Origin of the sequence: Cryobacterium sp. Hh11 (genome assembly GCF_004404045.1) — a bacterium.
GTDB classification, from domain to species: Bacteria; Actinomycetota; Actinomycetes; order Actinomycetales; family Microbacteriaceae; genus Cryobacterium; species Cryobacterium levicorallinum.
Map to the genome: position 1 here is coordinate 100,592 of NZ_SOHF01000005.1, position 24,192 is coordinate 124,783.

Genomic DNA, 24,192 nt, shown 5'->3' on the forward strand with positions numbered 1-24,192 from the left:
CAGCACCGACAGCACCGACGCGAGACTAGAGGGCGCGCTGCAGCAGCGTGATGAACATGGCGTCGGTGCCGTGGCGGTGCGGCCACAGCTGAACGCTGCCGGTATCGGCGGGCAGATCGAGGTTGGCGGCGCTGAACGACTGCACGACGGCAGCCGTGTCGAGCGCCGTCACGGTTCCGCCGGCCTTGCGCACCGCTAGGGCGACGATCGCGCGGGTCTCGGCGGTGTGCGGCGAGCACGTCACATAGGCCAGGATGCCGCCGGGTTTGAGCGCGAGCAGGGCTGCGTCGATGAGTCCGGACTGCAAACCGGCGAGGTCGGCAACGTCCTTGGGCTGCTTGCGCCAGCGCGCCTCTGGCCGGCGGCGCAGAGCGCCGAGGCCCGTGCACGGCGCGTCGAGCAGAATGCGGTCGAAGGTGTCCGGGTGTGTCTGGCCGATGGTGGTGCCATCCACTTCCCACACCGGAACCGTTTCGGGCAGAGCCGTCAGGGCGGTGCGCACGAGGGTTGCCCGGGCCGGTACGAGCTCGTTCGCTACGAGCACAGCTCCCCCGGCGCGTGCTTCGGAGGCGAGCAGGGCGGCCTTGCCGCCGGGGCCGGCGCAGAGGTCGAGCCAGCGCTCCCCCGGAATGATGGGCCGCGCCCGGCTGAGCGCCAGGGCGGCGATCTGCGAGCCCTCGTCCTGCACCCGAACGCGACCTTCCGTCGCGGTCACCAGATGGTACGGGTCGCCGGAATCCAGCACGAAACCGACCGGCGAGAACTCGTCGGCGAGGCCGAGGCGTTCGCGATCTGCGTCGGTCGCGAGACCGGGCAGCGCCACCATATTGACCTTGGCCGCCATATTGTCGGCGGCAAGCAGGTCCGAGAGCTCGCTTTCATGGCCCTCAGCCTGCAGAGCCTTGCGAAAAGCGCGCACGATCCAGGCCGGGTGGGAGAATTCGGCGGCGAGCCGGTCATCGGCGTTGACCGAGCCCTCCAGCACCAGATCGCGCCATTCCTCAGCGCTCGAGCGGGAGATGGTGCGCAGCACCCCATTGGTGAATCCCGTCGCGGAGCGTGAGCCGACCTGCTTGGCGAGCGAGACCGACTCGTTGACCGCGGCGTGGGTGGCGATCCGCGTGGCGAGAAGCTGGTGGGCGCCGAGGCGCAGCACGTCGAGAATTGCGGGATCGATCGCGCTGACGGGACGGTTCGCGGCGAGGGCGATCACGCGGTCGTAGAAGCCCTGCATGCGCAGGGTGCCGTAGGTGAGCTCGGTCGCGAGGGCGGCATCCGCTGTATTGAGAGCGGCACGCTGAATACGGGTCGGCAGCAACAGGTTCGCGTAGGCGTCGGACTCGCGGACGGCGGCGATCACCTCGTAGGCGATGCGGCGGGCCGGCTGCACGAAATCGGCCGGGGCCTGGCGGGCACGCGGCACACCGCCAGAGTACGCAGAGTCGGCGGCGCTGTCGCCAGCCGACCCGCCAGAACGCGCTGCCCCAGAACGGGCCGTGCCAGAACGCGGTGCGCCGGCACCCGCTGCGCCAGAACGGGCCGTGCCGGCATTGCCTCTTCTTCCCGTGCGATCGTCGCTCATAATGCGATCACCGATTCTGCTGCCACTCCGCGCCACCAGTCATTCGCTGTCATTGCTGTCTTTCCGGCCGGTTGCACGCGCAGCAAAACCAGCGGTTCGGTCTGCGTGCCCACGAGCACTGTTTTTTCACGCTGCAGAATAGTTCCGGCAGGCAGGTTCGGCTCGTCGACGCTCGGAGCGACCTCGAGAAGTTTGAGAACGACACCGTTCACCGTGGTGAACGCGCCGGGTTCGGGGGTCACGCCGCGAATACGGCTATAAACGGATGCCACCGGCTGGTCGAAATCGATGCGTGCATCGTCCCTGGTCAGTTTCGGGGCGAGGGTGACTTCGCCGGTCTGCGGCACGGCCACGGCAGAACCGGCCGCGAGCTCGCCCACGACCCGCAGCAGCAGTTCGGCGCCACTGTGGCTGAGCTCGTCGAGAAGTATTCCCGATGTGGAATGTACGCCGAGGGGCCGGGAAAAGCTTCCGAACACATCGCCCGCATCGAGCTCGGGCACCAGCTGGAACACGGCAGCACCGGTCAGCTCGTCGCCGGCGATCACGGCGCGCTGAACCGGAGATGCCCCGCGCCACCGCGGTAGGAGGGAGAAGTGCAGGTTGATCCAGCCGAGGCGCGGCACCGAGAGCAGTGGTTCGTGCACGATTCCGCCGTAGGCGACGATAACGCCGAGGTCGGGCTGCAGGGCACGGATAGTCTCGGTCGCCTCGGCGTCGAGCCGGTTGGTCTTGAGCACCGGGTACCCCCGCTCCGCGGCAGCCAGCGCGACCGGCGACGGGGTGAGGGTGCGCTTGCGGCCGAGCGGGGCATCCGCTCGGGTGATGACGGTCACAATCTCGTGATCGGTACCGGCCAGGGCCGTGAGGCTGGGTACGGCGACCTCGGGCGTGCCGGCAAAGACGATTTTCATTTAGAGCAGCTCCGGGTCATCGAATCGAACTTTAAGTGTAGGTGCCGGTTGGAACGAACCGGACTTCGGCTTGCGGCGCTTGGCGGCGTTACGCACGACCGCGGCCTTGAGCGCATGGGCCACCTCATCGCCGCGGGCATAGCCGAATCGAACTACCGCACGAACCAGTGGCGCCTCGGTGTCGACTGGGCCGAGCACATCGAGGCCGGCCACCGCACTGAGATCGGCGAGGGCGGCGTCGACATCGGCGGCGGTTCCGGTGACGGAGGCGACGCGCACTGCCGGCGGAAACCGCAGCTGGCGGCGGTCGGCGAGCTCACTCGCAGCGAAGATATCCGGGTGCCAGGCGTTGAGCGCGCGGGCGAGCGCCCCGCCGACTCCGGCGAGGATTACGGGAGCGCCAGGGGCGGCGAGGGCGGCGGCGTTGGCCCACCAGCGCAGGCAGTCCTCGCCGACGCGCAGGGATTCCCGGGCGAGCATGCGTTCGCCATCGAGAATGAGAATGGCGCGATAGCCTCCGGTTGGAACCGGTTCGGCGCCGCGAGTCGCGATGACCAGGGCCGGCTCGGCCCCGAGTGTCTGAATGGTGTGGTCGCCGTCGGCGACGATCACCCGGGCCCCCGGGAAAGCTCGGCCGAGCTCTTCGGCGGTGCGTCCGGTGCCGAGCGTCACCACACGCAGTTTGGTGCCCTCGCAGTGCGCGCAGGTCCAACCGGCCGCGAGTGCGCCGCACCAGCGGCAGGACGGCACGGCCGAGGCCGATTTAAGCCCGAGCGGGCCCTGGCAATGCGTGCACCGGGAGGACTTCTTGCAGCTTTGGCAGGCGAGCATGGGCGCATAGCCGGGGCTCGCGACCTGCACGAGCACGGGGCCGTGGCCCAGCGCCTCGCGGGCGGCTTGCCACGCCGCCGAGGGGATGCGGGCTGCGCGGGTCTGCTGGTCGGGCTCGGATTGAAAGTCGGTGGGGATAATGCGCGGGTGCCGGCCGACGGCCGGATTCACGTCGGCGAGGTAGCCCAGCTCGACCAGCCGCTGGGTTTCGACGCTGCGCGAATGGCCGAAAAAGACCAGGGCGCATTCGGTGTTCTGTTGACGCACCAGGGCCGCGTCGCGGGTGTTCACGTAGGGGCTGAGCGGCTCGGTGTAGAGCGGGTCGCCGTCGTCCCAGACGGCAATGAGGCCCAGGTCCTGCGCCGGGGCGTAGACGGCCGAGCGGTTGCCGAGGATGATGCGCGGTTCCGGTTGCAGGCAGGCGAGGAAGGCGCGGTAGCGGTCGGGGTTCGGCTGGCGGGCGTCGACCCGGCTCAGCGGCAGGGTCGGCGCGAGCTGAGCCACGGCGGCCTGCACCTGGTCCTGGTCGCGAAAGTCGGGAACACAGAGGATGGCGCTCTGCCCGGCACCGAGGGTGGCGACGGCGAGTTCGGCGAGGGTCTGCGCCCAGCGGCCGATTGTCGTGCCGTCGTCGAGCTGCGTGAGTTCGGGGATCGCGGCGACGGCAACCCGGTGGTGCTCCATAATGACGCTGTCGAGGCGGCCGGTCGGGTAGCCGACGAACGCGGGAGTCGCCAGGGTAATCGAGACGGGCGATGGTGTCGGAATGGCAGTCTCGACAGACTCGACCAGCGGATGGTTCGGTGCCGAAGCGGGTGGCCGTATCGGGACGGCGGTCTCGGAAGGCGCGGCTGGCATAACCGGTGCGTCCGGGACGGCAGGCTCCGGAGCGGCCGAGAAACCAGGCTCCCGTGCTACGGGTACAACAACGGCAGCAGCAGCCCGCGCCGCCAGCCAGGCCTTTTCAACGCGCACCTGGCGCGGCGGCACGGCGAGACGGATGATGTCACTCGCGTTCCCCGCCGCCCGATCCGCTAGTCGGCGCGCCAGCTTCCAGACGGCCGGAGTGAGTACGACCGCCGTGGAAACGACCGAGTCAAGCGGGCTGAGCGCGCCGCGGTAGGCGGCATCCGTTGGCGAAGCGGACTCAGCGCGGGGATCAAACAGCTCGATCACATAGGCGTCGACGACCCGCCCACCGGAGCGAAACGGCACCTTGACCCGCACCCCGACAGCCACCTGCCCGACCAGTTCGGCGGGTACGCCGTAGTCGAACAGGTGGTCAAGCTGCGGCAGCGGGGAATCGATCAGCACCCGTGCGACCAGGCCGGTGTGCGTCATGATGAGGCCAGAGTTCAGAGGCCGGCGGCGCTGCGCAGGTCGTCGACCTTGTCGAGGCGCTCCCAGGTGAAGTCGGGAAGCTCCCTGCCGAAGTGGCCGTATGTGGCCGTCTGCGCGTATATGGGACGCAGCAGGTCAAGGGAGTGGATGATGGCGGCCGGGCGCAGGTCGAACACCGCACGAATCGCCGCGGTGATCTCCTTGTCGGGCAGCACGCCGGTGCCGAAGGTTTCGACGTAGAGTCCGACCGGGGAGGCCTTGCCGATCGCGTAGGCGACCTGCACCTCGAGGCGCTCGGCCAGGCCGGCCGCAACGGCGTTCTTGGCGACCCAGCGCATGGCATAGGCGGCTGAGCGGTCGACCTTGGACGGGTCCTTGCCGCTGAACGCTCCGCCACCGTGTCGGCTCGATCCGCCGTAGGTGTCGATAATGATCTTGCGACCGGTGAGGCCGGCGTCGCCCTGCGGGCCGCCGATTTCGAAGCGGCCGGTGGGGTTGATCAGGGTCGACAGCGATGACGAGTCAAGGTCGATGCCCGCGAGTACCGGGCGAATCACGAGCTCTTCAACCTCGGCGCGCAACCGCTCCGTGGTCACGGACGGCGCGTGCTGGGTCGAGACCACGACGGTCTCGACCGTACGCGGAATGATGCCGTCGTAGCCGATGGTGACCTGGGTCTTTCCGTCGGGGCGCAGGTAGTCGAGCTCGCCGTTTTTGCGCACGAGGGCCAGGCGTTCGGCCAGCCGGTGGGCGATCCAGATCGGGATCGGCATGAGTTCGGGCGTCTCGCGCGTGGCGTAACCGAACATGATGCCCTGGTCGCCCGCGCCTTGCCGATCGAAGTCGTCGAGGCTGGACTGCTCGCGCGTCTCGAAGGCATTGTCAACGCCCTGGGCGATATCGGGCGACTGGCCGCCGATGGAGATTTCGACACCGCAGGAGCGGCCGTCGAACCAGACGTCCGACGAGTCATAGCCAATGTCGGTGATGCACTTGCGCACGATCAACGGGATCTCGACGTACGCCTCGGTGGTGACCTCACCGGCCACGTGCACGAGGCCCGTGGTGACGAGGGTCTCGACGGCGACCCGGCTGTGCGGGTCGTCGGTGAGCAGGGCATCGAGAATGCTGTCGGAGATCTGGTCGCAGATCTTGTCGGGGTGACCCTCGGTGACTGATTCCGAGGTGAAGAGGCGAAGATCGCTCATCTGGCCCGTCTCTGTAGATGTTGATGAACTACGTATAAAGAACGTAGAAGTTGAATGTGATGCCGGTCTGTCGAAGCCGCGGCTAACCGATCAGGTCAAGTATGCAATTGGCCACCGACATTTTGCTTCCGGAGGCCTCCTTCACTATAACTCCGCCGTGATCGAGCACCGTGACGGTGTTACGTTCCGTGCCGAAACCGGCGTCCAGGCCGACCCGGTTCACCACTAGAAAGTCGCAGCCCTTGCGGGCCATTTTCTCGCGGCCGAGCGCGATCAGCCGGTCGGCATCCGCTTCGGTTTCGGCAGCGAAGCCGATGATCTGCTGACCCGGCCTGCGGGAAGCGGACAGTCCGGCCAGAATGTCCGGGTTTTTGACCAGCTCGAGCGTGAGGGTGTCGCCGACCTCGTCTTTCTTGATCTTGCCGCGCTGTACGCTCTTCGGCCGGTAGTCGGCGACGGCGGCAGCCATGATGATCACGTCGGCCGATGCAGCGGCCGACGTCATGGCCTTCAGCATCTCCTGGGCGCTGCCCACCAGCACGCACGACACGCCAGTCGGAAACGGCACCTCGAGGTTGGCCGCGACCAGAGTAACCCGAGCCCCACGGGCGAGCGCAGCCTGGGCGAGCGCAACGCCCTGCTTGCCACTGGACCGGTTGCCGAGGTACCGCACCGGGTCGAGCGGTTCCCGGGTACCGCCGGCGCTGATCAGCACGTGTCGTCCAGCGAGATCCTGCCGAGCGGATGCCGCGGCCTCCCCCGCAGGCGGCTCCCGATCAAGAATGGCCAGGGCCACCGCAACGATGGTCTCCGGTTCCTCCATCCGGCCGGCGCCGGAGTCGGTTCCGGTCAGACGGCCGACACCAGGACCCACGATGGTGATGCCGCGCGAGCGCAGCACGGCCACGTTCGCCATGGTCGCCGGATTGTTCCACATTTCGGTGTGCATCGCTGGTGCGATCACGAGCGGCGCGGTGCTGGCCAGGATGGTATTGCCGAGCAGGTCGTCGGCGAGGCCGGCGGCGAGCTTGGCGATGCTGTTGGCCGTGGCTGGGGCGACCACGATGAGGTCGGCGCCCTGGCCGATGGCCACGTGGCGTACCTCGGCGACCCCCTCATAGAGGTCGGTGTGCACCGGATTGCGGGAGATCGCCTCGAGCGTCGGCTTACCGACAAACCGCAGGGCGGCCGCGGTGGCGACGACGTGCACGGAGTCGCCGTTCAACACAAAAGCGCGCACAATGTTAACGGCCTTGTACGCTGCGATGCCGCCGGTGATACCGACGACGATCGTGCGAGGTGTCTTCATCCTGCGCGCTTTAAAAAACTGTGTGCTAGGCCTCGACGATCGGGCGGGAAACGAGCTTGTCGTCGTTGATCTCGCGCAGGGCCACGGAAAGCGGCTTGTCTTCGACGGTCGAGTCGACGAGCGGTCCGACATTGTCGAACAGGCTGCCTTCGTGCAGGTCAGCGTAGTAGTCGTTGATCTGACGCGCACGCTTGGACGCAAAAATCACGAGGGCATACTTCGAGTCGACCTTGGAGAGCAGGTCGTCGATGGGCGGGTCAATGATGCCAGTGGGCTTGTTCGCCATTGGTGTCAACTCCTAATAGAGCACGGCCTGGGGCCTGTGCGAGCTTGCGGATACGTGTCGTAATACACGTATGAATTCAGCAGAAACGGGCGCTACGACAGGCTCGTTGCAGCGCGGATCTCCATCAAGTCTACGACCTCGCGAGCGGCCTCGGCGACATCGTGGTTGATCACGCGATAATCGAACTCTCCCTGGGCGGCCAATTCGAGCTTTGCGGTCTCCAGCCGACGGGCTTGCTCGGCCGAATCTTCGGTGCCGCGGCCGATCAGCCGACGCACCAGTTCATCCCAGCTCGGCGGCAGCAAAAACACCAGGCGGGCTTCGGGCATGGCTCGGCGCACGGCGCGAGCACCCTGCAGGTCGATTTCGAGCAGCACGCTGTTGCCAGCGGCGATAGCCGCGTCGACCGGGCCGCGCGGGGTTCCGTAGCGGTAGGCATTGTGTACCTTGGCCCACTCGAGCAGTTCGCCGGCCTCCACCATGCGGTCGAATTCCTCGTCGGAGACAAAGTAGTAGCTGAGGCCCTCGGTCTCACCCGGGCGCGGCGCGCGGGTCGTCGCCGAGACGGAGAGCAGCACGTCGGGATAGTTCTCCCGAATGTACCCGGCGACGGTTCCCTTGCCGACCGCGGTGGGTCCGGCGAGAACGATGAGTTTGGAGTCGGCGATGTTCTTGCGCAGGGTCGGTCGTTCGGACAAAAAATCCCGGAGGCGATCGCGCTGGTGCCGGCCGAGGCCGCCGAGGCGCTTGGACGGTGAGATTTCGAGGCGGTGGATGATGCGCTGCATCTTGGTGACGCCGATCGCCGGGATACTCACGAGCAGCTCGGTCACTCTCAAACGGCCCTCGACCCCGATCGGGTCGGCGATGGCCGTGGCGAGAACTTCGAGCGCGGTGCGTTGACCGGCGGCGACTTCGGCCTTGACCTTGGCACGGGCGCGACGGGCAGCGACGGCGGCGCGCGACGCGGCGACCCGATCAACCTCGGGCGGGGTGGGACGGTTTTCAGCCACGGACGGCACCTACTTCGGCTACTCGGCGCTCAATGGCTTCTTCGATCCGGTGGGGTCCGGCCGAGAGCACACTGCGCGATTCACTCACGATAACCCCTCCGGCGTATCCACCATATATAGAGGTCAGATCCATAATATGCCCACCCTGGTGTCCGAAGCCGGGCGCGAGCACCGGTGTGCGAAATTCGGTCGGTGCGGCCTGCAGATCAATGCCGAATGATGACAGGTCGAGGGTGGCGCCCAGCACTACGCCGACCGACCCCAGACCGGTCGTCAGGCGAGCGGATGCTGCCCGTGCGTTGCGATCCGCAACGTCGTCCAGAATGGCGCGGGCGACGCTTGAACCGGCATAGGGCCCGTCGGCGACGATGGCCCGCTGAATGTCGGCAGCTTCCGGGTTGGAGGTCGCGGCGAGCAGGAAGACTCCCTTGCCGTTCTCAGCCGCGAGGGTGAGTGGCGAGTCGAGCGAACCGACGCCCATGTACGCGGCGAGGGTGAGGGCATCCACTTCGAGCGGAGATCCGGACGACAGCCAGGCTTGCGCGTAGGCCAGGGCGCTCGTGCCGAGGTCGCCGCGCTTGGCGTCGCCGATCACGAGCAGGCAGGCCTGCCGGGCATCGGCCAGCACGCGTTCGAGGGCGACGAAGCCGGCCGAGCCGAATCGTTCGTAAAAAGCGACCTGCGGTTTGACAATGCCGACTCGGCCGGCGGCAGCGGCGACGACCGTGCGACCGAAGGACTCCGCTCCAGCAGCCGTGTCGGGCAGGTTCCAATCGTCAAGCAGCCAGGAGTGCGGGTCGATGCCGACGCACAGCTGGCCGCTCTCGGCGAACACCCGCTCGAGGCGTTCGCCGAAGGACAGCACGGTCGCAGGGCCGCCGTTCACAGCAGTGCCGCCGTTCACAGTAAGGCCGTGCGGGCCGTGGCGTATTCCTGAAGCGAGGTCACCTCGAACCCGTCGCGAATCGAATCGATCGAAGCGACCGCAGCGCTGAGCTCGGCGATTGTGGTGAACAGGGGAAGGTCTCCGGCCACGGCGGCGGCGCGAATCTCGTACCCGTCGGCCCGGGCGGTGCTGCCACCGGGGGTGTTGATGACGATCTGGATCTCTTCGCGGCGAATGAGTTCGACGATTGAGACGTCGTCCTCCCCCGCCTTCTCGCTGAACTTGGTCACCACGCGCGCGCGGATCCCGTTTCGCTGCAGCACCTCGGCGGTGCCGATGGTTGCGGTAATGGAGTAGCCGAGCTGCTGCAGGCGCAGCATCGGCAGAATGATCGAGCGCTTGTCCCGGTCGGAGACCGACACGAAGACGGTGCCGGAGAGCGGGATTCCCCCGTACGCCGCGAGCTGGCTCTTGGCGAAGGCCCGCGGGAAGTCGCGGTCGATGCCCATGACCTCGCCGGTGGAACGCATCTCCGGGCCGAGGATAGAGTCGACGACGAGGCCCTCCGGGGTGCGGAACCGGTTGAACGGCAGCACGGCTTCCTTCACGGCAACCGGCGATTCGATCGGCACCCGGGAGCCGTCGATGAGCGGTAGCTTGCCCGCGGCCTTGAGTTCGGCGATGGTCGAGCCGACCATAATGAGCGCTGCGGCCTTGGCGAGCGTGATGCCGAGGGCCTTGGCCACGAACGGCACTGTGCGGGAGGCGCGCGGGTTGGCTTCGAGGACGTAGAGCACGCCAGCGCCGATGGCGAACTGCACGTTGAGCAGGCCCTTCACGCCGATACCGCGGGCGATGCCGAGGGTGGCTTCGCGTACCCGGTCGATTTCGGCGCGACCGAGGGTGACCGGCGGCAGGGTGCAGCTCGAGTCCCCGGAGTGGATGCCGGCCTCTTCGATGTGCTCCATGACGCCGCCGATGTACAGCTCGTGGCCGTCATAGATGGCGTCGACGTCGATTTCGATGGCGTCGTCCAGAAAGCGGTCGACCAGAAGCGGATGCCCGGCGCCGATGATTCCCTGCCCGGCCATGCGGGTGAAGTAGTCCGCGAGTGAGGGGGAATCGTAGACGATCTCCATGCCGCGGCCGCCGAGGACGTAGCTCGGACGTACCAGTACCGGGTAGCCGATTTCTTCGGCCACCACGACGGCGCCGCCGAAGTCGATCGCGGTGCCGTTGCGCGGCGCGAGCAGGCCGGCGTCGTCGAGAATCTTCGAGAACAGTCCGCGTTCCTCGGCGAGGTCGATCGCGTCGGGGGTGGTGCCGAGAATGGGGATACCGGCCGCTTCAAGGCCGCGGGCCAGGCTCAGGGCGGTCTGGCCGCCGAGCTGCACGACCACACCGACGAGTTCGCCGCTCTGGCTTTCGGCGTGGATGACCTCGAGCACGTCTTCGAGCGTGAGCGGTTCGAAGTAGAGCCGGTCGCTCGTGTCGTAATCGGTGGAGACCGTCTCCGGGTTGCAGTTGATCATGATGGTCTCGTAGCCGGCCTCGGACAGCGCGAAGGAGGCGTGTACGCAGGAGTAGTCGAATTCGACGCCCTGGCCGATGCGGTTCGGCCCGGAGCCGAGAATGACGACCTTGCGGCGGTCGCTGGCGACAACCTCGGTCTCGTCGTCGTAGCTGGAGTAGTGGTACGGCGTGAGGGCCGGGAACTCCCCCGCGCAGGTGTCAACGGTCTTGAAGACCGGACGCACGCCGAGAATGTGACGCACGGTGCGGACATCCGCTTCGCCGAAACCGCGCAACTGCCCGATCTGAGCGTCGGAGAAGCCGTGGTCTTTGGCGAGAATCATCACGTCACGGTCGAGGCGGTCGGCAGCCCGGACCTGCTCGGCGATCTCGTTGATCAGCACGATCTGGTCGATGAACCACGGGTCGATCTTGGTCGCGGTGAAGACCTGGTCGATCGTCGCGCCGCGGCGCAGGGCCTGCTGCACGGTGACGATGCGGCCGTCGGTGGGAATCTCGGCGGCGGCGAGCAGTTCGTCAACAGAACGGGTTTCTTCGCCCCAGTGAAAGCTCGATCCGCGCTTCTCCAACGAGCGAAGGGCCTTCTGCAAAGCGGATGCGAAGCTGCGGCCGATAGCCATCGCCTCACCGACCGACTTCATGGTCGTGGTCAGTCGCTGGTCGGCAGCCGGGAACTTCTCAAACGCGAAGCGCGGCACCTTGACCACGACGTAGTCGAGGGTCGGTTCAAAGCTCGCCGGGGTGACGCCGGTGATGTCGTTGGGAATCTCGTCGAGACGGTAGCCGAGGCTCAGCTTCGCGGCGATCTTGGCGATCGGAAAGCCGGTCGCCTTGCTGGCCAGGGCGGACGAGCGCGAGACGCGCGGGTTCATCTCGATGACGATGACCCGGCCGTCGGCCGGGTTGATGGCGAACTGAATATTGCAGCCGCCGGTGTCGACGCCGACGGCGCGGATGATGTCGATTGAGATGTCGCGCAGGTGCTGGAACTCGCGGTCGGTCAGGGTCAGCGCGGGGGCGACGGTGATCGAGTCGCCGGTGTGCACACCGACCGGGTCGACGTTTTCGATGGAGCAGACGACGACCGTGTTGTCGGCCGTGTCGCGCATCATTTCGAGCTCGTATTCCTTCCAGCCGAGGATGGATTCTTCGAGCAGAACCTCGGTGGTCGGGCTGTGGTGCAGGCCGTCGGTGACGATGCGGCGCAGTTCCACCTCGGTGTAGGCGAAGCCAGAGCCGAGGCCCCCCATGGTGAAGGAGGGGCGTACGACGAGCGGGTAGCCGAGGTCTTCGGCGTAACCGACGGCCTCCTCGACCGTCTTGGCGATGAAGGAGCGGGCTACGTCGGCGCCGGCGTCGAGCACAAGCTGCTTGAAGATCATGCGATCTTCGCCCTTGTTGATGGCGTCGAAGCTCGCCCCGATCAGCTCAACGTCGTACTTTTCGAGGATTCCGCGTTCGTGCAGCTGGATCGCCGCATTGAGCGCAGTCTGCCCGCCCAGGGTGGGCAGAATCGCATCCGGTCGTTCCTTGGCGATGATCGTCTCAAGAATTTCGGCCGTGATCGGTTCGATGTAGGTCGCGTCGGCAAAGTCGGGGTCGGTCATGATGGTGGCCGGGTTGGAATTGACGAGGATGACGCGCACGCCCTCTTCGCGCAGCACACGGCAGGCCTGGGTGCCGGAGTAGTCAAACTCGCAGGCCTGGCCGATAACGATCGGGCCGCTGCCGATGACAAGAACACTGTTGATATCGTCGCGCTTGGGCATTATTTGGTTTCTCCTGCAACGGCTGACTGCGCAGCCAGAACAACGTCTCTGAATCGATCGAAAAGGTGGTTGGCGTCGTGTGGGCCGGAGGCGGCCTCCGGGTGGTACTGCACCGAGAAAGCGTTGATATCGAGGCAGCGGATGCCCTCGACCACTTGGTCGTTGAGGCTGTAGTGGCTCACCTCGACCCGACCGAATCCGGTGCGAGAGTCATGCACGCCCTCAATCGGCATATCAACGGCGAAGCCGTGGTTTTGCGAGGTGATCTCGACCCGCCCGGTGGTCTTGTCGAGAACCGGCTGGTTGATACCACGATGCCCGAACGGCAGCTTGTAGGTGCGAAAACCGAGGGCACGGCCGAGCAGCTGGTTGCCGAAGCAGATACCGAAGTAGGGAATGCCCGCACGGAGTACTTCCTGCAGCAGATCCACGTGGGCGTCGGAAGCGGCCGGATCGCCGGGTCCGTTCGAGAAGAACAGGGCGGAGGGTTTCAGCGACAGAACATGTTCGGCGGTGACCGACTGAGGAAGGACGAGCACCTCGAAGCCCCGTTCGGCGAGGTAGGTGAGGGTGCTGGTCTTCACACCGAGGTCGAGCACCGCGACGGAGCCGATGCGTTCTCCCTGTGCGGGAATGGAGAAGGGTTCAACGGTCGAGACCTCGAGCGACAGGTTGCGGCCGCGCATAGCAGCGCCACCGAGCACGCGTTCGAGCTGTTCGCTGTCGGACAGGCCGAACAGGTCGCCCGAGAAGATTCCACTCTTCATGGCGCCCGCCGAGCGGATGTGGCGGGTGATCGCACGGGTGTCGACGCCGCTGATGCCGACGACGCCGTTTGCTTCGAGGTCATCGTCGAGGGTGCGGGTGGCACGAAAATTTGAGGCGATCCGAGCGGGTTCGCGCACGATGAAGCCGGCCACCCAGATCTGCCTGGATTCCATATCTTCGTCGTTCATCCCGGTATTGCCCACGTGCGGGGCGGTCATCAGCACGATCTGGCCGGCATAGGACGGGTCGGTCAGGGTTTCCTGATAGCCGGTCATACCGGTGGCGAAGACGATCTCGCCGAGCGTCTGCCCCTCGCTCCCGTAGCTGCGGCCGACGAATCGGCGGCCGTCTTCGAGCACGAGCACGGCCGGGCCGGGCTTGTCGGTCACCAAGAAGGTGGGCGTCAGGGCAACGGATGCTTCTGCCTGGTCTGGTGCGGTCGAGTCGGGCACGTCAGGCCTCACTTTCGTCTTGATGGGCCGGGGCCGTAATGGTTCGGATGGAATCGATGAGACGGGCTCGATCGTTCGGGTCGATAATGCGGAAAAAGCTGTCAACGTCGCGGCGGTCGGTGCCGGGCGTGTTCAGGCGCCAGCTCAGGCGAACCAGCCCGTCGGTTTCGACGACGCGATCGATGGCGAGCTGCGCTGCACCGACCTGGTCGATGGCGTCGCCGGGCACGTACAGGGGCGCGTTGCCATCTAGGTCGAGAGTGATGCCCTGCGCGGTCACGGTCAGGGCGGCACGGGCCCGAAAACCCAGGCCGGGAATGGCCAGTCGCTCCAGCGGGGCGTCCCGCGGGGTCGTGGCCACGTAGTACGCTTCGGCGGTCGCCAACAGGTCGGCGGCAGCGCCGCCCTCCGGCCGGGGGTAACCGGCCGTGAGCGTACGGTCACGTTGGCTGCGCTTGTGCCAGCTGCGCCACATCAGCACGAGTACGCCCAGCAGAAAGAGCGCCGTAATGATGGCGGGAATGGACCTATCCATGGGTCGGGACTCCGCGCGCGTGGCCGGCTATTTCGAGGCTGCTGCGCGCGATTTCGCCCTGCACAGTTCCGTCGAGCACCGTGGCGTAGCCGCGGTGGAAGGTCGCCCGCACCTCGCCGGGCAGCGTCATCGACAGGTACGGCGAGTTCACGCTCGTGCCCGACAGGTCGGCGCGACCGAAGACGCGGGTGGCAGCGGGATCGTACAGGGTCAGTTCGGCTGGCGACCCGACCGCGATCGGTTTGCCCTGACCGGTGATCCGGCCGATTTGAGCGGGCGTGCGGGAGAGCACGCGTTCGATGTCGGACCAGTTGAGCATTCCGTTCGCGACGACCGCGGCGTGCACGACCGACAGGGCTGATTCCAGCCCGACCATGCCGTTGGCAGCGGCATCCCACTCGCAGTCCTTGCTTTCGGCCGGGTGCGGAGCGTGGTCGGTCGCGACGATGTCGATCGTGCCATCGGCGAGTCCGGCCCGCAGCGCTTCGACGTCTTCACGGCTGCGCAACGGAGGATTGACCTTGAATCGGGCGTCGTAGCCACGCACGAGATCTTCGGTGAGCAGCAGGTGGTGTGGGGTGACCTCGGCGGTCACCTGGATGCCGCGGGCCTTGGCCCAGCGGATGACGTCGACGGAGCCGGCGGTGGAAACGTGGCAGACGTGCAGGCGGGAGCCAACGTGTTCGGCCAAGAGTACGTCGCGGGCGATGATCGATTCCTCGGCGACGGCCGGCCAGCCCACGAGGCCGAGTTCGCCGGAGAGGGCACCCTCGTTCATCTGGGCTTTTTCGGTCAGGCGTGGTTCCTGGGAGTGCTGCGCGATGACGCCGTCGAAGGACTTGACGTATTCGAGGGCGCGACGCATGAGGAGCGGGTCCGAGACGCAGAATCCGTCATCGGAAAATACCCGCACCCTGGCCCGACTCGATGCCATGGCGCCCAATTCGGCGAGTTGTTTGCCGGCCAGCCCTACGGTGACCGCGCCGATCGGCTGCACGTCGACGTAGCCGGCGCTTTCGCCGAGCGCGAGCACCTGTTCGACCACCCCGGCGGTGTCCTGGGCCGGCAGAGTGTTGGCCATGGCGAACACACTCGTGAACCCGCCGCGGGCAGCGGCACGGCTGCCGCTCAGCACGGTTTCGCTGTGCTCGTACCCGGGTTCACGCAGGTGGGCGTGCAGGTCGACGAGGCCGGGCAACGCTACGAGGCCGGCGGCGTCGATCACGCTCGCGCCGCTCTGCGAGAGGCCGGTTCCCAGCTCAGCGATGCGCGCACCATCCAAACGGATGTCCGTGCTCGTGCCGTCCGGCAGGGTCGCCCCGCGTATGAGCCAGCGTTGGGCCATTCCGTCAATCGGCATTCTTCGATTCCTTCCGGTCACCGGATAAGAGCAAGTAGAGCGCGGCCATTCGCACGGAGACGCCGTTGGTGACCTGTTCGAGCACTGTCGAGTTGGCGGAGTCGGCCGCCGCAGATGAGATCTCCAGACCGCGATTCATCGGGCCGGGGTGCATAACAATGCTAGCCGGACCGAGCCGGCCGAAACGCGCGTCATCCAGTCCCCAGACCCGGGAGTACTCGCGGGTGCTGGGGAAGAAGGCCGCGCTCATCCGTTCAGTCTGAATGCGCAGCATCATGACCACATCCGGGCCGGCATCGATGGCGTCGTCCAGGTCGAAGCTGAACCGGGCGGGCCAGAGCGAGGTATCACTCGGCAGCAGCGTCGGCGGGGCGACGAACGTGACTTCGGCGCCGAGGGTGGTGAGCAGCCATAGGTTGGAGCGGGCGACGCGGGAGTGCAGCACGTCGCCGACGATCGTGACGGTGACGTCATCGAGTCCCTTGCCGCGGGATGCCGCTCCGTGGATGCGGCGCCGGATGGTGAAGGCATCGAGCAGCGCCTGGGTGGGATGTTCATGGGTACCGTCGCCGGCGTTGATGATGCCGGCATCGATCCATCCGCTAGCGGCGAGCACCGCGGGGGCGCCGGAGGCCGGGTGGCGAATGACGACGCCGTCGGCGCCGATCGCGGCGAGGGTCTGCGCGGTGTCCTTGAGGCTTTCGCCCTTGGAGACGCTGGATCCCTTGGCGCTGAAGTTGATCACATCGGCGCTCAGCCGTTTCGCGGCGGCCTCGAACGAGATGCGGGTGCGGGTGGAGTCTTCGAAGAACAGGTTGACGACGGTCTTGCCGCGCAGGGTCGGGAGTTTTTTGACCTCACGCTGGCCGACATCCGCCATGTCCTCGGCAATGTCGAGCAGGTTGATGACCTCATCGCGGGCGATGTCCTTGGTCGAGAGCAGATGCCTCATTGCTCACTCCGCCCGTCGATCGAGACGAATTCGTCGCCGTCGACCTCGTCGATGTGCACGTTGATGCGCTCGTCGGCAGCCGTTGGCAGGTTGCGACCGACGAAATCAGCGCGGATCGGCAGTTCGCGATGCCCGCGGTCGACGAGCACGGCCAGCCGCACGATGTTCGGGCGGCCGTGGTCGCCGAGCGCATCCAGAGCACTGCGGATGGTGCGCCCCGAGTAGAGCACGTCGTCGACGAGGACCACCGTGGCGCCGTTGATGCTGCCGGGGATCTGGGTGCGCGAGGGGGTGCGCGTGCGGCCGTGCGCGAGGTCATCGCGGTACAGCGTCACGTCCAGGGAACCGACCCGCACCGGGGTCGCGGCCGGTTCGATCCGCTGGATGATCTCGGCAATCCGGTGGGCCAGAATGACGCCGCGGGTCGGAATGCCGAGGATGACGAGGTTGTCCGGGCCCCGATTGGACTCCAGGATCTCGTGGGAGATTCGAGTCAACGCGCGGGTGATGTCAGCCTGAGTGAGCACAATGTGCGCCAAATGCCGACCTCCTTCCCCGTCTCACAGGACGGATCATTAAAGGATGTCTGAATGGGTCTAGCTTAGCCGTTCCCGAGCCGGGAGTCTGCTTGGAGTTCGAGGCAGCTAGAACGCGGCGGCGACGAAGGCGGAGAATTCGGCCTGATTGGTGAGGCTGCCCCGGTATTGCGCGCCGTCAACAAGCACGGTCGGGGTGCCGGATACGGCCTCGATCTCGGCTCCCGCGATCGGACCGGTCAGCGCGGACTCGGTGTTCTGCTGCGACCAGGCCTGATAGTCCCCGTTTTGAATACAGTCGGTGATGTTCGCATCACCCCCAGCCAGGTCGGCGAGGTCGGCGTCGCTCAGCCCCGTGGTGTTCTCGAGCGGCTGGTTCGCGAACAGCTCCGACAGAAAATCGAGGGTCTCGCCGGGGTTGAGCGTGGCCTGGCAGGTCAGCGCCGCCGAAGCCCGACTCGAGTAGTTCGTGCCCTGCGATTTGCTGTCCAGAAAGGTCAATGAGTGCACGCGCAGGGTGATGACGCCGCTCTCGACGCCGGCGAGAAGCAGTTCCCCATTGGTCTGCTCGAACTGGGCGCAGAACGGGCACATCGGATCGATGTATTCGTCGATAATGACCGGACCGGCACCGAATTCGAGATAGCCGCCATCGAAGTTGGCGGCGCCCAGCTCACCGGTCGGCAGCGGAGCTGACGACGAGCTGGACGAGCCCGCGTTGGATCCGACGTTCACCAGAAATGCTGCGAGAGCGGATGCGAAGATGACCGCGAGTGCCACCAGGATCACGAACACCGCGGTGCTGACGTACCCGATGATGAGGCCGGCCAGGGCGAAACCGCGGCCGACCTCACCGCGAGCTCGAATCTGCCCGAGGGCGATGTGACCCGTGATGATGCCGACGAGCCCGATCACCAATGACGAGACGAACGACACGATCGCCATGGTGTTGGTCTTCGGCGCCATCGCAAAGGCGGTTATCGGCTCGGCCGGCGGTGCGTACGGGTTCGGCCGGTTCGGCTGGGCGCCTTGTCCGGTGCTGGTCATCTTCGTGCCCTTCGTTGACGGTGCGCGCTGGAAGCGGCGATTCGCCGAGTTAGGCCGACGGACCGGTCTGAGCGATCTTGCCGAGCAATCCGTTGACAAACCCGGCCGAGTCATCCGTTGAGAGAATTTTGGCCGCTTCAACGGCCTCATCGATCGCGACGGCGTGCGGAACGGCGTCGTTGTACAGAATCTCCCAGATTCCGATGCGCAGAATGGCGCGATCAATATTGGGCATGCGCGCGAGGGACCAGCCCTGCGAGTACGTTTCGATCAGTTCATCGATCTCTTCGCGATGGTCGACGACCCCATCGACGAGCTCACGGGCGTACAGCCAGGAAGCCAGACGTGCCGGCTCGCTCGCGGCACGCTCGGCCTCGGTTGCGAGCGACTCCGGAATGCTGATCTGACGCACATCGGCGGCATACAGAATGTCGATGGCGCGCTTGCGGGCCTTGGTACGAGCGCTCATTCGTTGACGCGACCGAGGTAGTCGCCGGTGCGGGTGTCGACCTTGACCTTGGTGCCCTGCTCGAGGAACAGCGGAACCTGAATCTGGTAGCCGGTCTCCACGGTGGCCGGCTTGGTGCCGCCGGTGGAACGGTCGCCCTGCAGACCCGGCTCGGTGTAGGTGATTTCGAGGGTAACGGATGCCGGCAGCTCGACATAGAGCGGGTTGCCGTTGTGCAGCGCCACGGTCACGGCCTGGTTTTCGAGCATGAAGTTGCTCGCATCGCCGACGACGGCGGCGGAGACGGTGATCTGGTCGTAGTCGGCCACATCCATGAAAACGTAGGCGTCGCCGTCGTTGTAGAGGTACTGAAAGTCGCGGCGATCGACGTTTTCGGTCTCGATCTTCGCGCCGGCGTTGAACGTGCGGTCAACGGTCTTGCCCGAGACGACGTTCTTCATCTTGGTGCGAACGAAGGCGCCACCCTTGCCCGGCTTGACGTGCTGAAACTCGACGACGGCCCAAAGCTGGCCATCCATGTTGAGTACGACGCCGTTTCTGATATCAGCGGTAGAAGCCATGGGAGGGGTGTTCCGTTCAATTGATAAGGTGCGCGGGTGCAAATGGCACCTTGTCGAGTCTACGTGTCCAAGCCACAGGTTTCAAAGGCACAGGCTTCAGAGGCACAGGCTCCAAAGGCACTGCAGAGCAATTGTCGATTACGGCTGGGTGACGAAGTCGAGCGCCAGGCGATAGGAGTCGAAGCCGAGGCCCGCGATCACGCCGGTCGCGATGGCGCTCACGACGCTGGTGTGGCGAAACGTCTCGCGCGCGTGCGGATTCGAGATGTGCACCTCGATCAGCGGCAGGCCGGCCTTGGTCACGAGGGCCGCGGCATCCCGCAAGGCGTAGCTGTAGTGGGTAAACGCGGCGGGATTCAGGATCACCGGCATCCGCTCATCGACGGCCTCATACAGCCAGTGGATGAGTTCGGCCTCGTCGTCGGTCTGCCGCAGGTCAATCACGACTCCATCACGAGCGGATGCGACGAGCAGCACACGCAGATCGTCCAGGTTGGCCGACCCATAGACATCGGGTTCACGACTGCCCAGGCGCCCGAGGTTCGGACCGTTCAGAACCAGCACTGTATTCATCGCCTCAGCCTAGGGTGTGAGAACCGCGACTCCGTCGTCGTGCGCGACGAACAGGCCCGTGATGCGCATGAGCTTCCCGAAGGACTGGGTCAATTCGGCGGCCCAGGCCTGGTCCGGTGCGGTCAGGGCGGCGGAGCCCGGCCGCTCCAGAGTCAGAATGATGCTGCCGCCAGGGGCCTCCTGGGCGAGCATGTCATTGATGCGCACGGCGAAGGGCTGGGTTGACCCGGGCTCGGGCCGCACCGGAATGCCGTCAATCGGGATTAGCACGGACAACTGCTGGCCATACGGATCGAGCAACATGAGCCAGAGCTGTGGACGGATGGCGTGACCGACCAAGTCGAAGACGCGCGTGCGGGCCTCCTGCAGTGTGGTCACGGGCGGGGCGTCTTCGAGTTTCGTTGTCATCGTCATGCGCCCAGAATGGGCGGGACATCCGCCTGCACCGAGGTAATGCACAAAAAATATGTGCCACTCCTCGCCTGTGGATATCTTCCGGCGACGAAATCGGGGCCGTCGCTCCCGTGGCAGGTTCGTAGTCCTCGCGCCTGTCGGCGGATCGAACAACCGTGGTTCAGAGTCCCAAAGGGCAGAGACTGCCCAGCACTCCGGGAAATCTCTAGCAGCTACCCTAGACTGACACCGACGCCGATCTCGGCAGCACGAACCCGTCCACTGCTAACGGAGGCAGACGCTCATGGGATACGGCTTGAAGAGTTCTTCGTCGGTCCCGACCGGCGACGCGCGGGAGAGCATTGTCGCCCTGGAGCGGGCCCACGAATCCGCCATCACCGATCGAGTCTTTAAAACCGGGGTGCGCCAGCTCGTGCAGGACTCCTGGCAGCGTTCGCTGTCGCTCCGCCTCGACCCGTCGAGTGTGGCTCCTGAGCGGACGCTGACCGACAGCGAATTGCGCGACCTGCGCAATCAGCATCCGCTCGCCGCAGTGCTACCCGTCGTGCACAACCTGCTCATCCGCCACGCCATCGACGCCGAGCTGATCGTTGCCATCGGTGACGAATCCGGTCGGCTGCTCTGGATCGACGGCGATCGAGTGCTGCGCCGCCGGGTTGAGGAGATGCTCTTCGTCGAGGGCGCCGACTGGTCGGAGAGCCGGGTCGGCACGAGCGCACCGGGAACGGCGCTGGCCCTCGACCGCGGAATCCAGATTCGGCGCGCTGAACACTTCAACGCTCTGGCGCACCCGTGGAGCTGCACGGCGGTGCCCATTCACGACCCGGACACCGGCAAGATCCTGGGGGTCATCGACATCACCGGCGGCGACCAGGCTGTCGCACCACAGACCCTGCCGCTGGTCGAGGCTGCCGTCGCCGCGATGGAGGCGGAGCTGCGCATCCAACGCCTCGACCGACCGGCCGATTCACCGCCCGCCCCGCGGTCGCGGGCATCAGTGTCGCTGAGCGTGCCGCGACTGGCGCCGGCCGGCCTGAGCGTTCTCGGTACCGATCACGGCCAGCTGCACTGCGGCAGCAGAATAGTGGATGTCTCGCCCCGCCACACCGAGATTCTCACGCTCCTGGCCTGGCACCGCGAAGGACTTTCTGCCGATCGCCTGGCCAGCTTTCTCTCGGACCAGGACACTGCGGTGGAGACGCTGCGCGCCGAAATGGTGCGGGTACGGAAGGTACTCGCGCTCCTCGACTCCCCCATCACGATCACGTCCCGCCCGTATCGGTTGGAATCCAAACTCGAGCTCGATGCCCAACGCGTGCTGGCCTTCCTCGAGCGCGGCGCCCACCGCGTCGCCCTGGGCGCCTACCGCGGAGCTGTGCTGCCGGCATCGTCAGCGCCCGGTATCGTCGAAATTCGCCAGGAAGTGAGCAGCCGGCTGCGCGAGGCCATGCTCGCCGATGCGTCGGTCGACCTGCTGCTGCGCTACGCGCGCACCGAAGAGGCCACCTGGGACACCGAGGTGTGGCGTGCCTGCCTGGAGCTGCTCCCGGCCCGTTCACCCAAACGCGCAATGGTCGTGGCGCACCTGGCGCGCATTGAAGACGAAATCGGCGGGCATCGCAACATTCTGCAACGTTCCCACTCCTAGAGTCGAAGCAGGCCGCAGCATTGCGAGCCCGACACCGTCGTCGATATATAGGAGTGACATGACCGTCTACGCAGTCCCCGGAACACCCGGCTCCAAAGTTACCTTTAAGTCGCGGTACGAGAACTGGATCGGCGGCGAATGGGTCGCCCCGGTCAAGGGCCAGTACTTCGAAGACATCACCCCGGTCACCGGCAAGCCGTTCACCGAGGTCGCTCGCGGCACGGCCGAAGACATCGAGCTGGCCCTCGACGCCGCGCACAAGGCCGCACCGGCCTGGGGCAAGACCAGCCCCGCCGAGCGCGCAGCCGTGCTGAACAAGATCGCCGACATTATCGACGCCAACACCGAAATGCTCGCCGTCGCCGAGACCTGGGACAACGGCAAGGCCGTGCGCGAGACCATCAACGCCGACATCCCCCTCGCCGCCGACCACTTCCGTTACTTCGCCTCGGCGATCCGCGCCCAGGACGGCGACCACGCCCAGCTCGACGGCGACACCGTCTCGTACCAGTTCCACGAACCGCTCGGCGTCGTCGGCCAGATCATCCCCTGGAACTTCCCCATCCTGATGGCCGTCTGGAAGCTCGCCCCGGCCCTCGCCGCCGGCAACGCCGTCGTCCTCAAGCCCGCCGAGCAGACCCCGGTCTCGATCCTCGTGCTGCTGGAACTCATCGGCGATATCCTCCCCCCGGGCGTTGTCAACGTCGTCAACGGTTTCGGCCTGGAGGCCGGCAAGCCGCTCGCCTCGAGCAACCGCATCCGCAAGATCGCCTTCACCGGTGAGACCACGACCGGTCGCCTCATTTTGCAATATGCTTCGGCCAACATCATTCCGTCGACCGTTGAGCTCGGCGGCAAGAGCCCGAACATCTTCTTCAGCGACGTCGCGCAGGAGAAGGATGCCTTCTATGACAAGGCCCAGGAAGGCTTCGTGCTGTTCGCCTTCAACCAGGGCGAGGTCTGCACGGCCCCAAGCCGAGCCCTGCTGCAGAAGCCGATCTACGACAGCTTCCTCGGCGACGCTGTCACCCGCGCTAAGAAGATCATTCAGGGCAACCCGCTCGACACCGACACCCAGATGGGCGCGCAGGCCAGCAACGACCAGCTTGAGAAGATCCTCTCCTACATCGACATCGGAACCAAGGAGGGTGCCAAGCTGGCCCTCGGTGGCGAACGTGCCGACCTCGGCGGCGACCTCACCGACGGCTACTACGTGCAGCCGACCATCTTCGAGGGCCACAACAAGATGCGCTTGTTCCAGGAGGAGATCTTCGGACCGGTGCTCGCCGTGACGAGCTTCACCGACTACGAGGATGCCATCTCGATCGCCAACGACACGATTTATGGTCTCGGTGCCGGGGTCTGGTCGCGCAACGGCAACGTCGCCTACCGGGCTGGCCGTGATATCCAGGCCGGTCGCGTCTGGGTCAACAACTATCACGCCTATCCGGCCGGTGCCGCTTTCGGAGGCTACAAGAGCTCAGGAATCGGCCGCGAAAACAACAAACTCGCCCTCGGTCACTACCAGCAGACCAAAAACCTGCTCGTGTCGTACTCCGAGAACAAGCTCGGCTTCTTCTAAACCGAACCGTTAGACCAGAGGATGCCCACCCGTTCGGTGGGAGTTCGCTGAAGGTCTGGCCCGGGGGCTGTCGACGACGTAACGTCGTAGGCAGCCCCGCTACAGCAGTAGAAGGGTCCGCCATGAGCAGAAAGGTCCGTCAATGTCGACTACCACAATAACCGCGTCGGTCACGATCGCCGGCGAAACCGTTCCCCGCGTCGAGCTCACACCCGTCGCCGTTGACCTGCTCCGCAGCCTTTGGGAGGAACACGGCCCGCTCATGTTCCACCAGTCCGGTGGCTGCTGCGACGGCAGTTCGCCGATGCTGTTCATGGCCGACGAGTTCATCACCTCCGACCAGGACGTGCGGCTCGGCCAATTCGATCTCGCTCCGGCCGGCGACCCCGCCCAGCCGCTCGACTTCTGGATGTCAGCCGAACAGTTCAACTACTGGAGCCACACCTTTCTCACGGTCGACGTGGTGCCCGGCCGCGGCAGCGGCTTCAGTGCAGAGGCCCCGCGCGGCGTGCGCTTTCTGATCCGTTCCGAGCTCATGACCACGATGACCCCGTTTGCCGGCACTGACCAGATCGAAGCGGATCCCGTAGCCCCGCCCGCGCAGGCGACAATCCCGGCGTAGCG

General features: G+C 66.0%; 22 protein-coding genes. 3 read left to right on the forward strand and 19 right to left on the reverse strand.

Features of this window, described 5'->3' with window-relative positions; translation table 11 throughout:
• Positions 1 to 25: 25 nt before the first annotated feature.
• From E3T46_RS01295 to E3T46_RS01385, 19 genes are all read right to left on the reverse strand, one after another.
• Positions 26 to 1,582, reverse strand: a complete 1,557-nt coding sequence (locus E3T46_RS01295; RefSeq protein WP_134577168.1) for a transcription antitermination factor NusB — start codon at positions 1,580 to 1,582, stop codon at positions 26 to 28.
• Positions 1,579 to 2,496, reverse strand: a complete 918-nt coding sequence (fmt, locus tag E3T46_RS01300) for a methionyl-tRNA formyltransferase (protein ID WP_134577169.1) — start codon at positions 2,494 to 2,496, stop codon at positions 1,579 to 1,581. The genes E3T46_RS01295 and fmt overlap by 4 nt, the downstream gene beginning before the upstream one ends.
• Positions 2,497 to 4,668: a primosomal protein N' gene (locus E3T46_RS01305; RefSeq protein WP_166790146.1), complete on the reverse strand. Its 2,172-nt coding sequence runs from the start codon at positions 4,666 to 4,668 to the stop codon at positions 2,497 to 2,499.
• Positions 4,669 to 4,682: 14 nt separating this feature from the next.
• Positions 4,683 to 5,876 carry a methionine adenosyltransferase gene (gene metK, locus E3T46_RS01310; protein ID WP_134443346.1) on the reverse strand — a complete coding sequence of 398 codons (1,194 nt, stop codon included), beginning with the start codon at positions 5,874 to 5,876 and terminating at the stop codon, positions 4,683 to 4,685.
• Between the two features lie 82 nt (positions 5,877 to 5,958).
• Positions 5,959 to 7,185, reverse strand: a complete 1,227-nt coding sequence (gene coaBC, locus E3T46_RS01315; protein WP_134577170.1) for a bifunctional phosphopantothenoylcysteine decarboxylase/phosphopantothenate--cysteine ligase CoaBC — start codon at positions 7,183 to 7,185, stop codon at positions 5,959 to 5,961.
• 25 nt (positions 7,186 to 7,210) lie between these two features.
• A complete protein-coding gene (rpoZ, locus tag E3T46_RS01320; RefSeq protein ID WP_092107764.1) occupies positions 7,211 to 7,471 on the reverse strand; it encodes a DNA-directed RNA polymerase subunit omega in 261 nt (86 codons plus the stop codon).
• A gap of 92 nt (positions 7,472 to 7,563) precedes the next feature.
• Positions 7,564 to 8,484, reverse strand: a complete 921-nt coding sequence (gmk, locus tag E3T46_RS01325) for a guanylate kinase (RefSeq protein WP_134577171.1) — start codon at positions 8,482 to 8,484, stop codon at positions 7,564 to 7,566.
• On the reverse strand, positions 8,477 to 9,370 hold the full coding sequence (gene pyrF, locus E3T46_RS01330) for an orotidine-5'-phosphate decarboxylase (RefSeq protein ID WP_241980394.1): 894 nt from the start codon (positions 9,368 to 9,370) through the stop codon (positions 8,477 to 8,479). Before pyrF ends, gmk begins: the two co-directional genes overlap by 8 nt.
• 14 nt (positions 9,371 to 9,384) lie before the next feature.
• Positions 9,385 to 12,672, reverse strand: coding sequence for a carbamoyl-phosphate synthase large subunit (carB, locus tag E3T46_RS01335; protein ID WP_134577172.1), 3,288 nt, complete (start codon positions 12,670 to 12,672; stop codon positions 9,385 to 9,387).
• A complete protein-coding gene (carA, locus tag E3T46_RS01340; RefSeq protein ID WP_174844312.1) occupies positions 12,672 to 13,829 on the reverse strand; it encodes a glutamine-hydrolyzing carbamoyl-phosphate synthase small subunit in 1,158 nt (385 codons plus the stop codon). The genes carB and carA overlap by 1 nt, the downstream gene beginning before the upstream one ends.
• A 64-nt stretch (positions 13,830 to 13,893) precedes the next feature.
• Entirely contained in the window at positions 13,894 to 14,427 is a 534-nt protein-coding gene (locus tag E3T46_RS01345) for a hypothetical protein (protein WP_134577173.1), read from the reverse strand.
• Complete coding sequence (locus tag E3T46_RS01350; RefSeq protein WP_134471298.1) at positions 14,420 to 15,772, reverse strand: dihydroorotase; 1,353 nt, start codon at positions 15,770 to 15,772, stop codon at positions 14,420 to 14,422. The genes E3T46_RS01345 and E3T46_RS01350 overlap by 8 nt, the downstream gene beginning before the upstream one ends.
• A gap of 4 nt (positions 15,773 to 15,776) precedes the next feature.
• Positions 15,777 to 16,739: an aspartate carbamoyltransferase catalytic subunit gene (locus E3T46_RS01355; protein WP_134471253.1), complete on the reverse strand. Its 963-nt coding sequence runs from the start codon at positions 16,737 to 16,739 to the stop codon at positions 15,777 to 15,779.
• Complete coding sequence (gene pyrR / locus E3T46_RS01360; RefSeq protein ID WP_134468674.1) at positions 16,736 to 17,278, reverse strand: bifunctional pyr operon transcriptional regulator/uracil phosphoribosyltransferase PyrR; 543 nt, start codon at positions 17,276 to 17,278, stop codon at positions 16,736 to 16,738. Before pyrR ends, E3T46_RS01355 begins: the two co-directional genes overlap by 4 nt.
• 105 nt (positions 17,279 to 17,383) lie before the next feature.
• Positions 17,384 to 18,322, reverse strand: a complete 939-nt coding sequence (locus E3T46_RS01365) for a thioredoxin domain-containing protein (protein WP_166790147.1) — start codon at positions 18,320 to 18,322, stop codon at positions 17,384 to 17,386.
• Between the two features lie 49 nt (positions 18,323 to 18,371).
• Complete coding sequence (gene nusB / locus E3T46_RS01370) at positions 18,372 to 18,791, reverse strand: transcription antitermination factor NusB (protein ID WP_134577175.1); 420 nt, start codon at positions 18,789 to 18,791, stop codon at positions 18,372 to 18,374.
• A complete protein-coding gene (gene efp, locus E3T46_RS01375; protein ID WP_092107753.1) occupies positions 18,788 to 19,351 on the reverse strand; it encodes an elongation factor P in 564 nt (187 codons plus the stop codon). Before efp ends, nusB begins: the two co-directional genes overlap by 4 nt.
• Before the next feature lie 138 nt (positions 19,352 to 19,489).
• Entirely contained in the window at positions 19,490 to 19,924 is a 435-nt protein-coding gene (locus E3T46_RS01380) for a type II 3-dehydroquinate dehydratase (protein WP_134441006.1), read from the reverse strand.
• Positions 19,925 to 19,933: 9 nt separating this feature from the next.
• The gene (locus E3T46_RS01385; protein WP_134441007.1) at positions 19,934 to 20,338 is read right to left on the reverse strand and encodes a hypothetical protein; all 405 of its coding nucleotides are present in this window, start codon (positions 20,336 to 20,338) and stop codon (positions 19,934 to 19,936) included.
• Positions 20,339 to 20,633: 295 nt separating this feature from the next.
• On the opposite strand from E3T46_RS01385, the gene E3T46_RS01390 reads away from it, so the two are divergent.
• From E3T46_RS01390 to E3T46_RS01400, 3 genes are all read left to right on the forward strand, one after another.
• Positions 20,634 to 21,986, forward strand: a complete 1,353-nt coding sequence (locus E3T46_RS01390) for a GAF domain-containing protein (RefSeq protein WP_241980395.1) — start codon at positions 20,634 to 20,636, stop codon at positions 21,984 to 21,986.
• A gap of 58 nt (positions 21,987 to 22,044) precedes the next feature.
• On the forward strand, positions 22,045 to 23,568 hold the full coding sequence (locus E3T46_RS01395; protein WP_134577177.1) for an aldehyde dehydrogenase family protein: 1,524 nt from the start codon (positions 22,045 to 22,047) through the stop codon (positions 23,566 to 23,568).
• A 142-nt stretch (positions 23,569 to 23,710) separates the two neighbouring features.
• Positions 23,711 to 24,190 carry a DUF779 domain-containing protein gene (locus E3T46_RS01400; protein WP_134577178.1) on the forward strand — a complete coding sequence of 160 codons (480 nt, stop codon included), beginning with the start codon at positions 23,711 to 23,713 and terminating at the stop codon, positions 24,188 to 24,190.
• Positions 24,191 to 24,192: the final 2 nt, after the last annotated feature.

What these genes read in the sequence shown, in the direction of transcription:
- E3T46_RS01295 (WP_134577168.1), bottom strand. Translation starts at nt 1,582, where the DNA reads ATGAGCGACGATCGCACGGGAAGAAGAGGCAATGCCGGCACGGCCCGT.
- fmt (WP_134577169.1), bottom strand. Translation starts at nt 2,496, where the DNA reads ATGAAAATCGTCTTTGCCGGCACGCCCGAGGTCGCCGTACCCAGCCTC.
- E3T46_RS01305 (WP_166790146.1), bottom strand. Translation starts at nt 4,668, where the DNA reads ATGACGCACACCGGCCTGGTCGCACGGGTGCTGATCGATTCCCCGCTG.
- metK (WP_134443346.1), bottom strand. Translation starts at nt 5,876, where the DNA reads ATGAGCGATCTTCGCCTCTTCACCTCGGAATCAGTCACCGAGGGTCAC.
- coaBC (WP_134577170.1), bottom strand. Translation starts at nt 7,185, where the DNA reads ATGAAGACACCTCGCACGATCGTCGTCGGTATCACCGGCGGCATCGCA.
- rpoZ (WP_092107764.1), bottom strand. Translation starts at nt 7,471, where the DNA reads ATGGCGAACAAGCCCACTGGCATCATTGACCCGCCCATCGACGACCTG.
- carB (WP_134577172.1), bottom strand. Translation starts at nt 12,672, where the DNA reads ATGCCCAAGCGCGACGATATCAACAGTGTTCTTGTCATCGGCAGCGGC.
- E3T46_RS01345 (WP_134577173.1), bottom strand. Translation starts at nt 14,427, where the DNA reads ATGGATAGGTCCATTCCCGCCATCATTACGGCGCTCTTTCTGCTGGGC.
- E3T46_RS01350 (WP_134471298.1), bottom strand. Translation starts at nt 15,772, where the DNA reads ATGGCCCAACGCTGGCTCATACGCGGGGCGACCCTGCCGGACGGCACG.
- E3T46_RS01355 (WP_134471253.1), bottom strand. Translation starts at nt 16,739, where the DNA reads ATGAGGCATCTGCTCTCGACCAAGGACATCGCCCGCGATGAGGTCATC.
- E3T46_RS01365 (WP_166790147.1), bottom strand. Translation starts at nt 18,322, where the DNA reads ATGACCAGCACCGGACAAGGCGCCCAGCCGAACCGGCCGAACCCGTAC.
- nusB (WP_134577175.1), bottom strand. Translation starts at nt 18,791, where the DNA reads ATGAGCGCTCGTACCAAGGCCCGCAAGCGCGCCATCGACATTCTGTAT.
- efp (WP_092107753.1), bottom strand. Translation starts at nt 19,351, where the DNA reads ATGGCTTCTACCGCTGATATCAGAAACGGCGTCGTACTCAACATGGAT.
- E3T46_RS01380 (WP_134441006.1), bottom strand. Translation starts at nt 19,924, where the DNA reads ATGAATACAGTGCTGGTTCTGAACGGTCCGAACCTCGGGCGCCTGGGC.
- E3T46_RS01385 (WP_134441007.1), bottom strand. Translation starts at nt 20,338, where the DNA reads ATGACGATGACAACGAAACTCGAAGACGCCCCGCCCGTGACCACACTG.
- E3T46_RS01395 (WP_134577177.1), top strand. Translation starts at nt 22,045, where the DNA reads ATGACCGTCTACGCAGTCCCCGGAACACCCGGCTCCAAAGTTACCTTT.
- E3T46_RS01400 (WP_134577178.1), top strand. Translation starts at nt 23,711, where the DNA reads ATGTCGACTACCACAATAACCGCGTCGGTCACGATCGCCGGCGAAACC.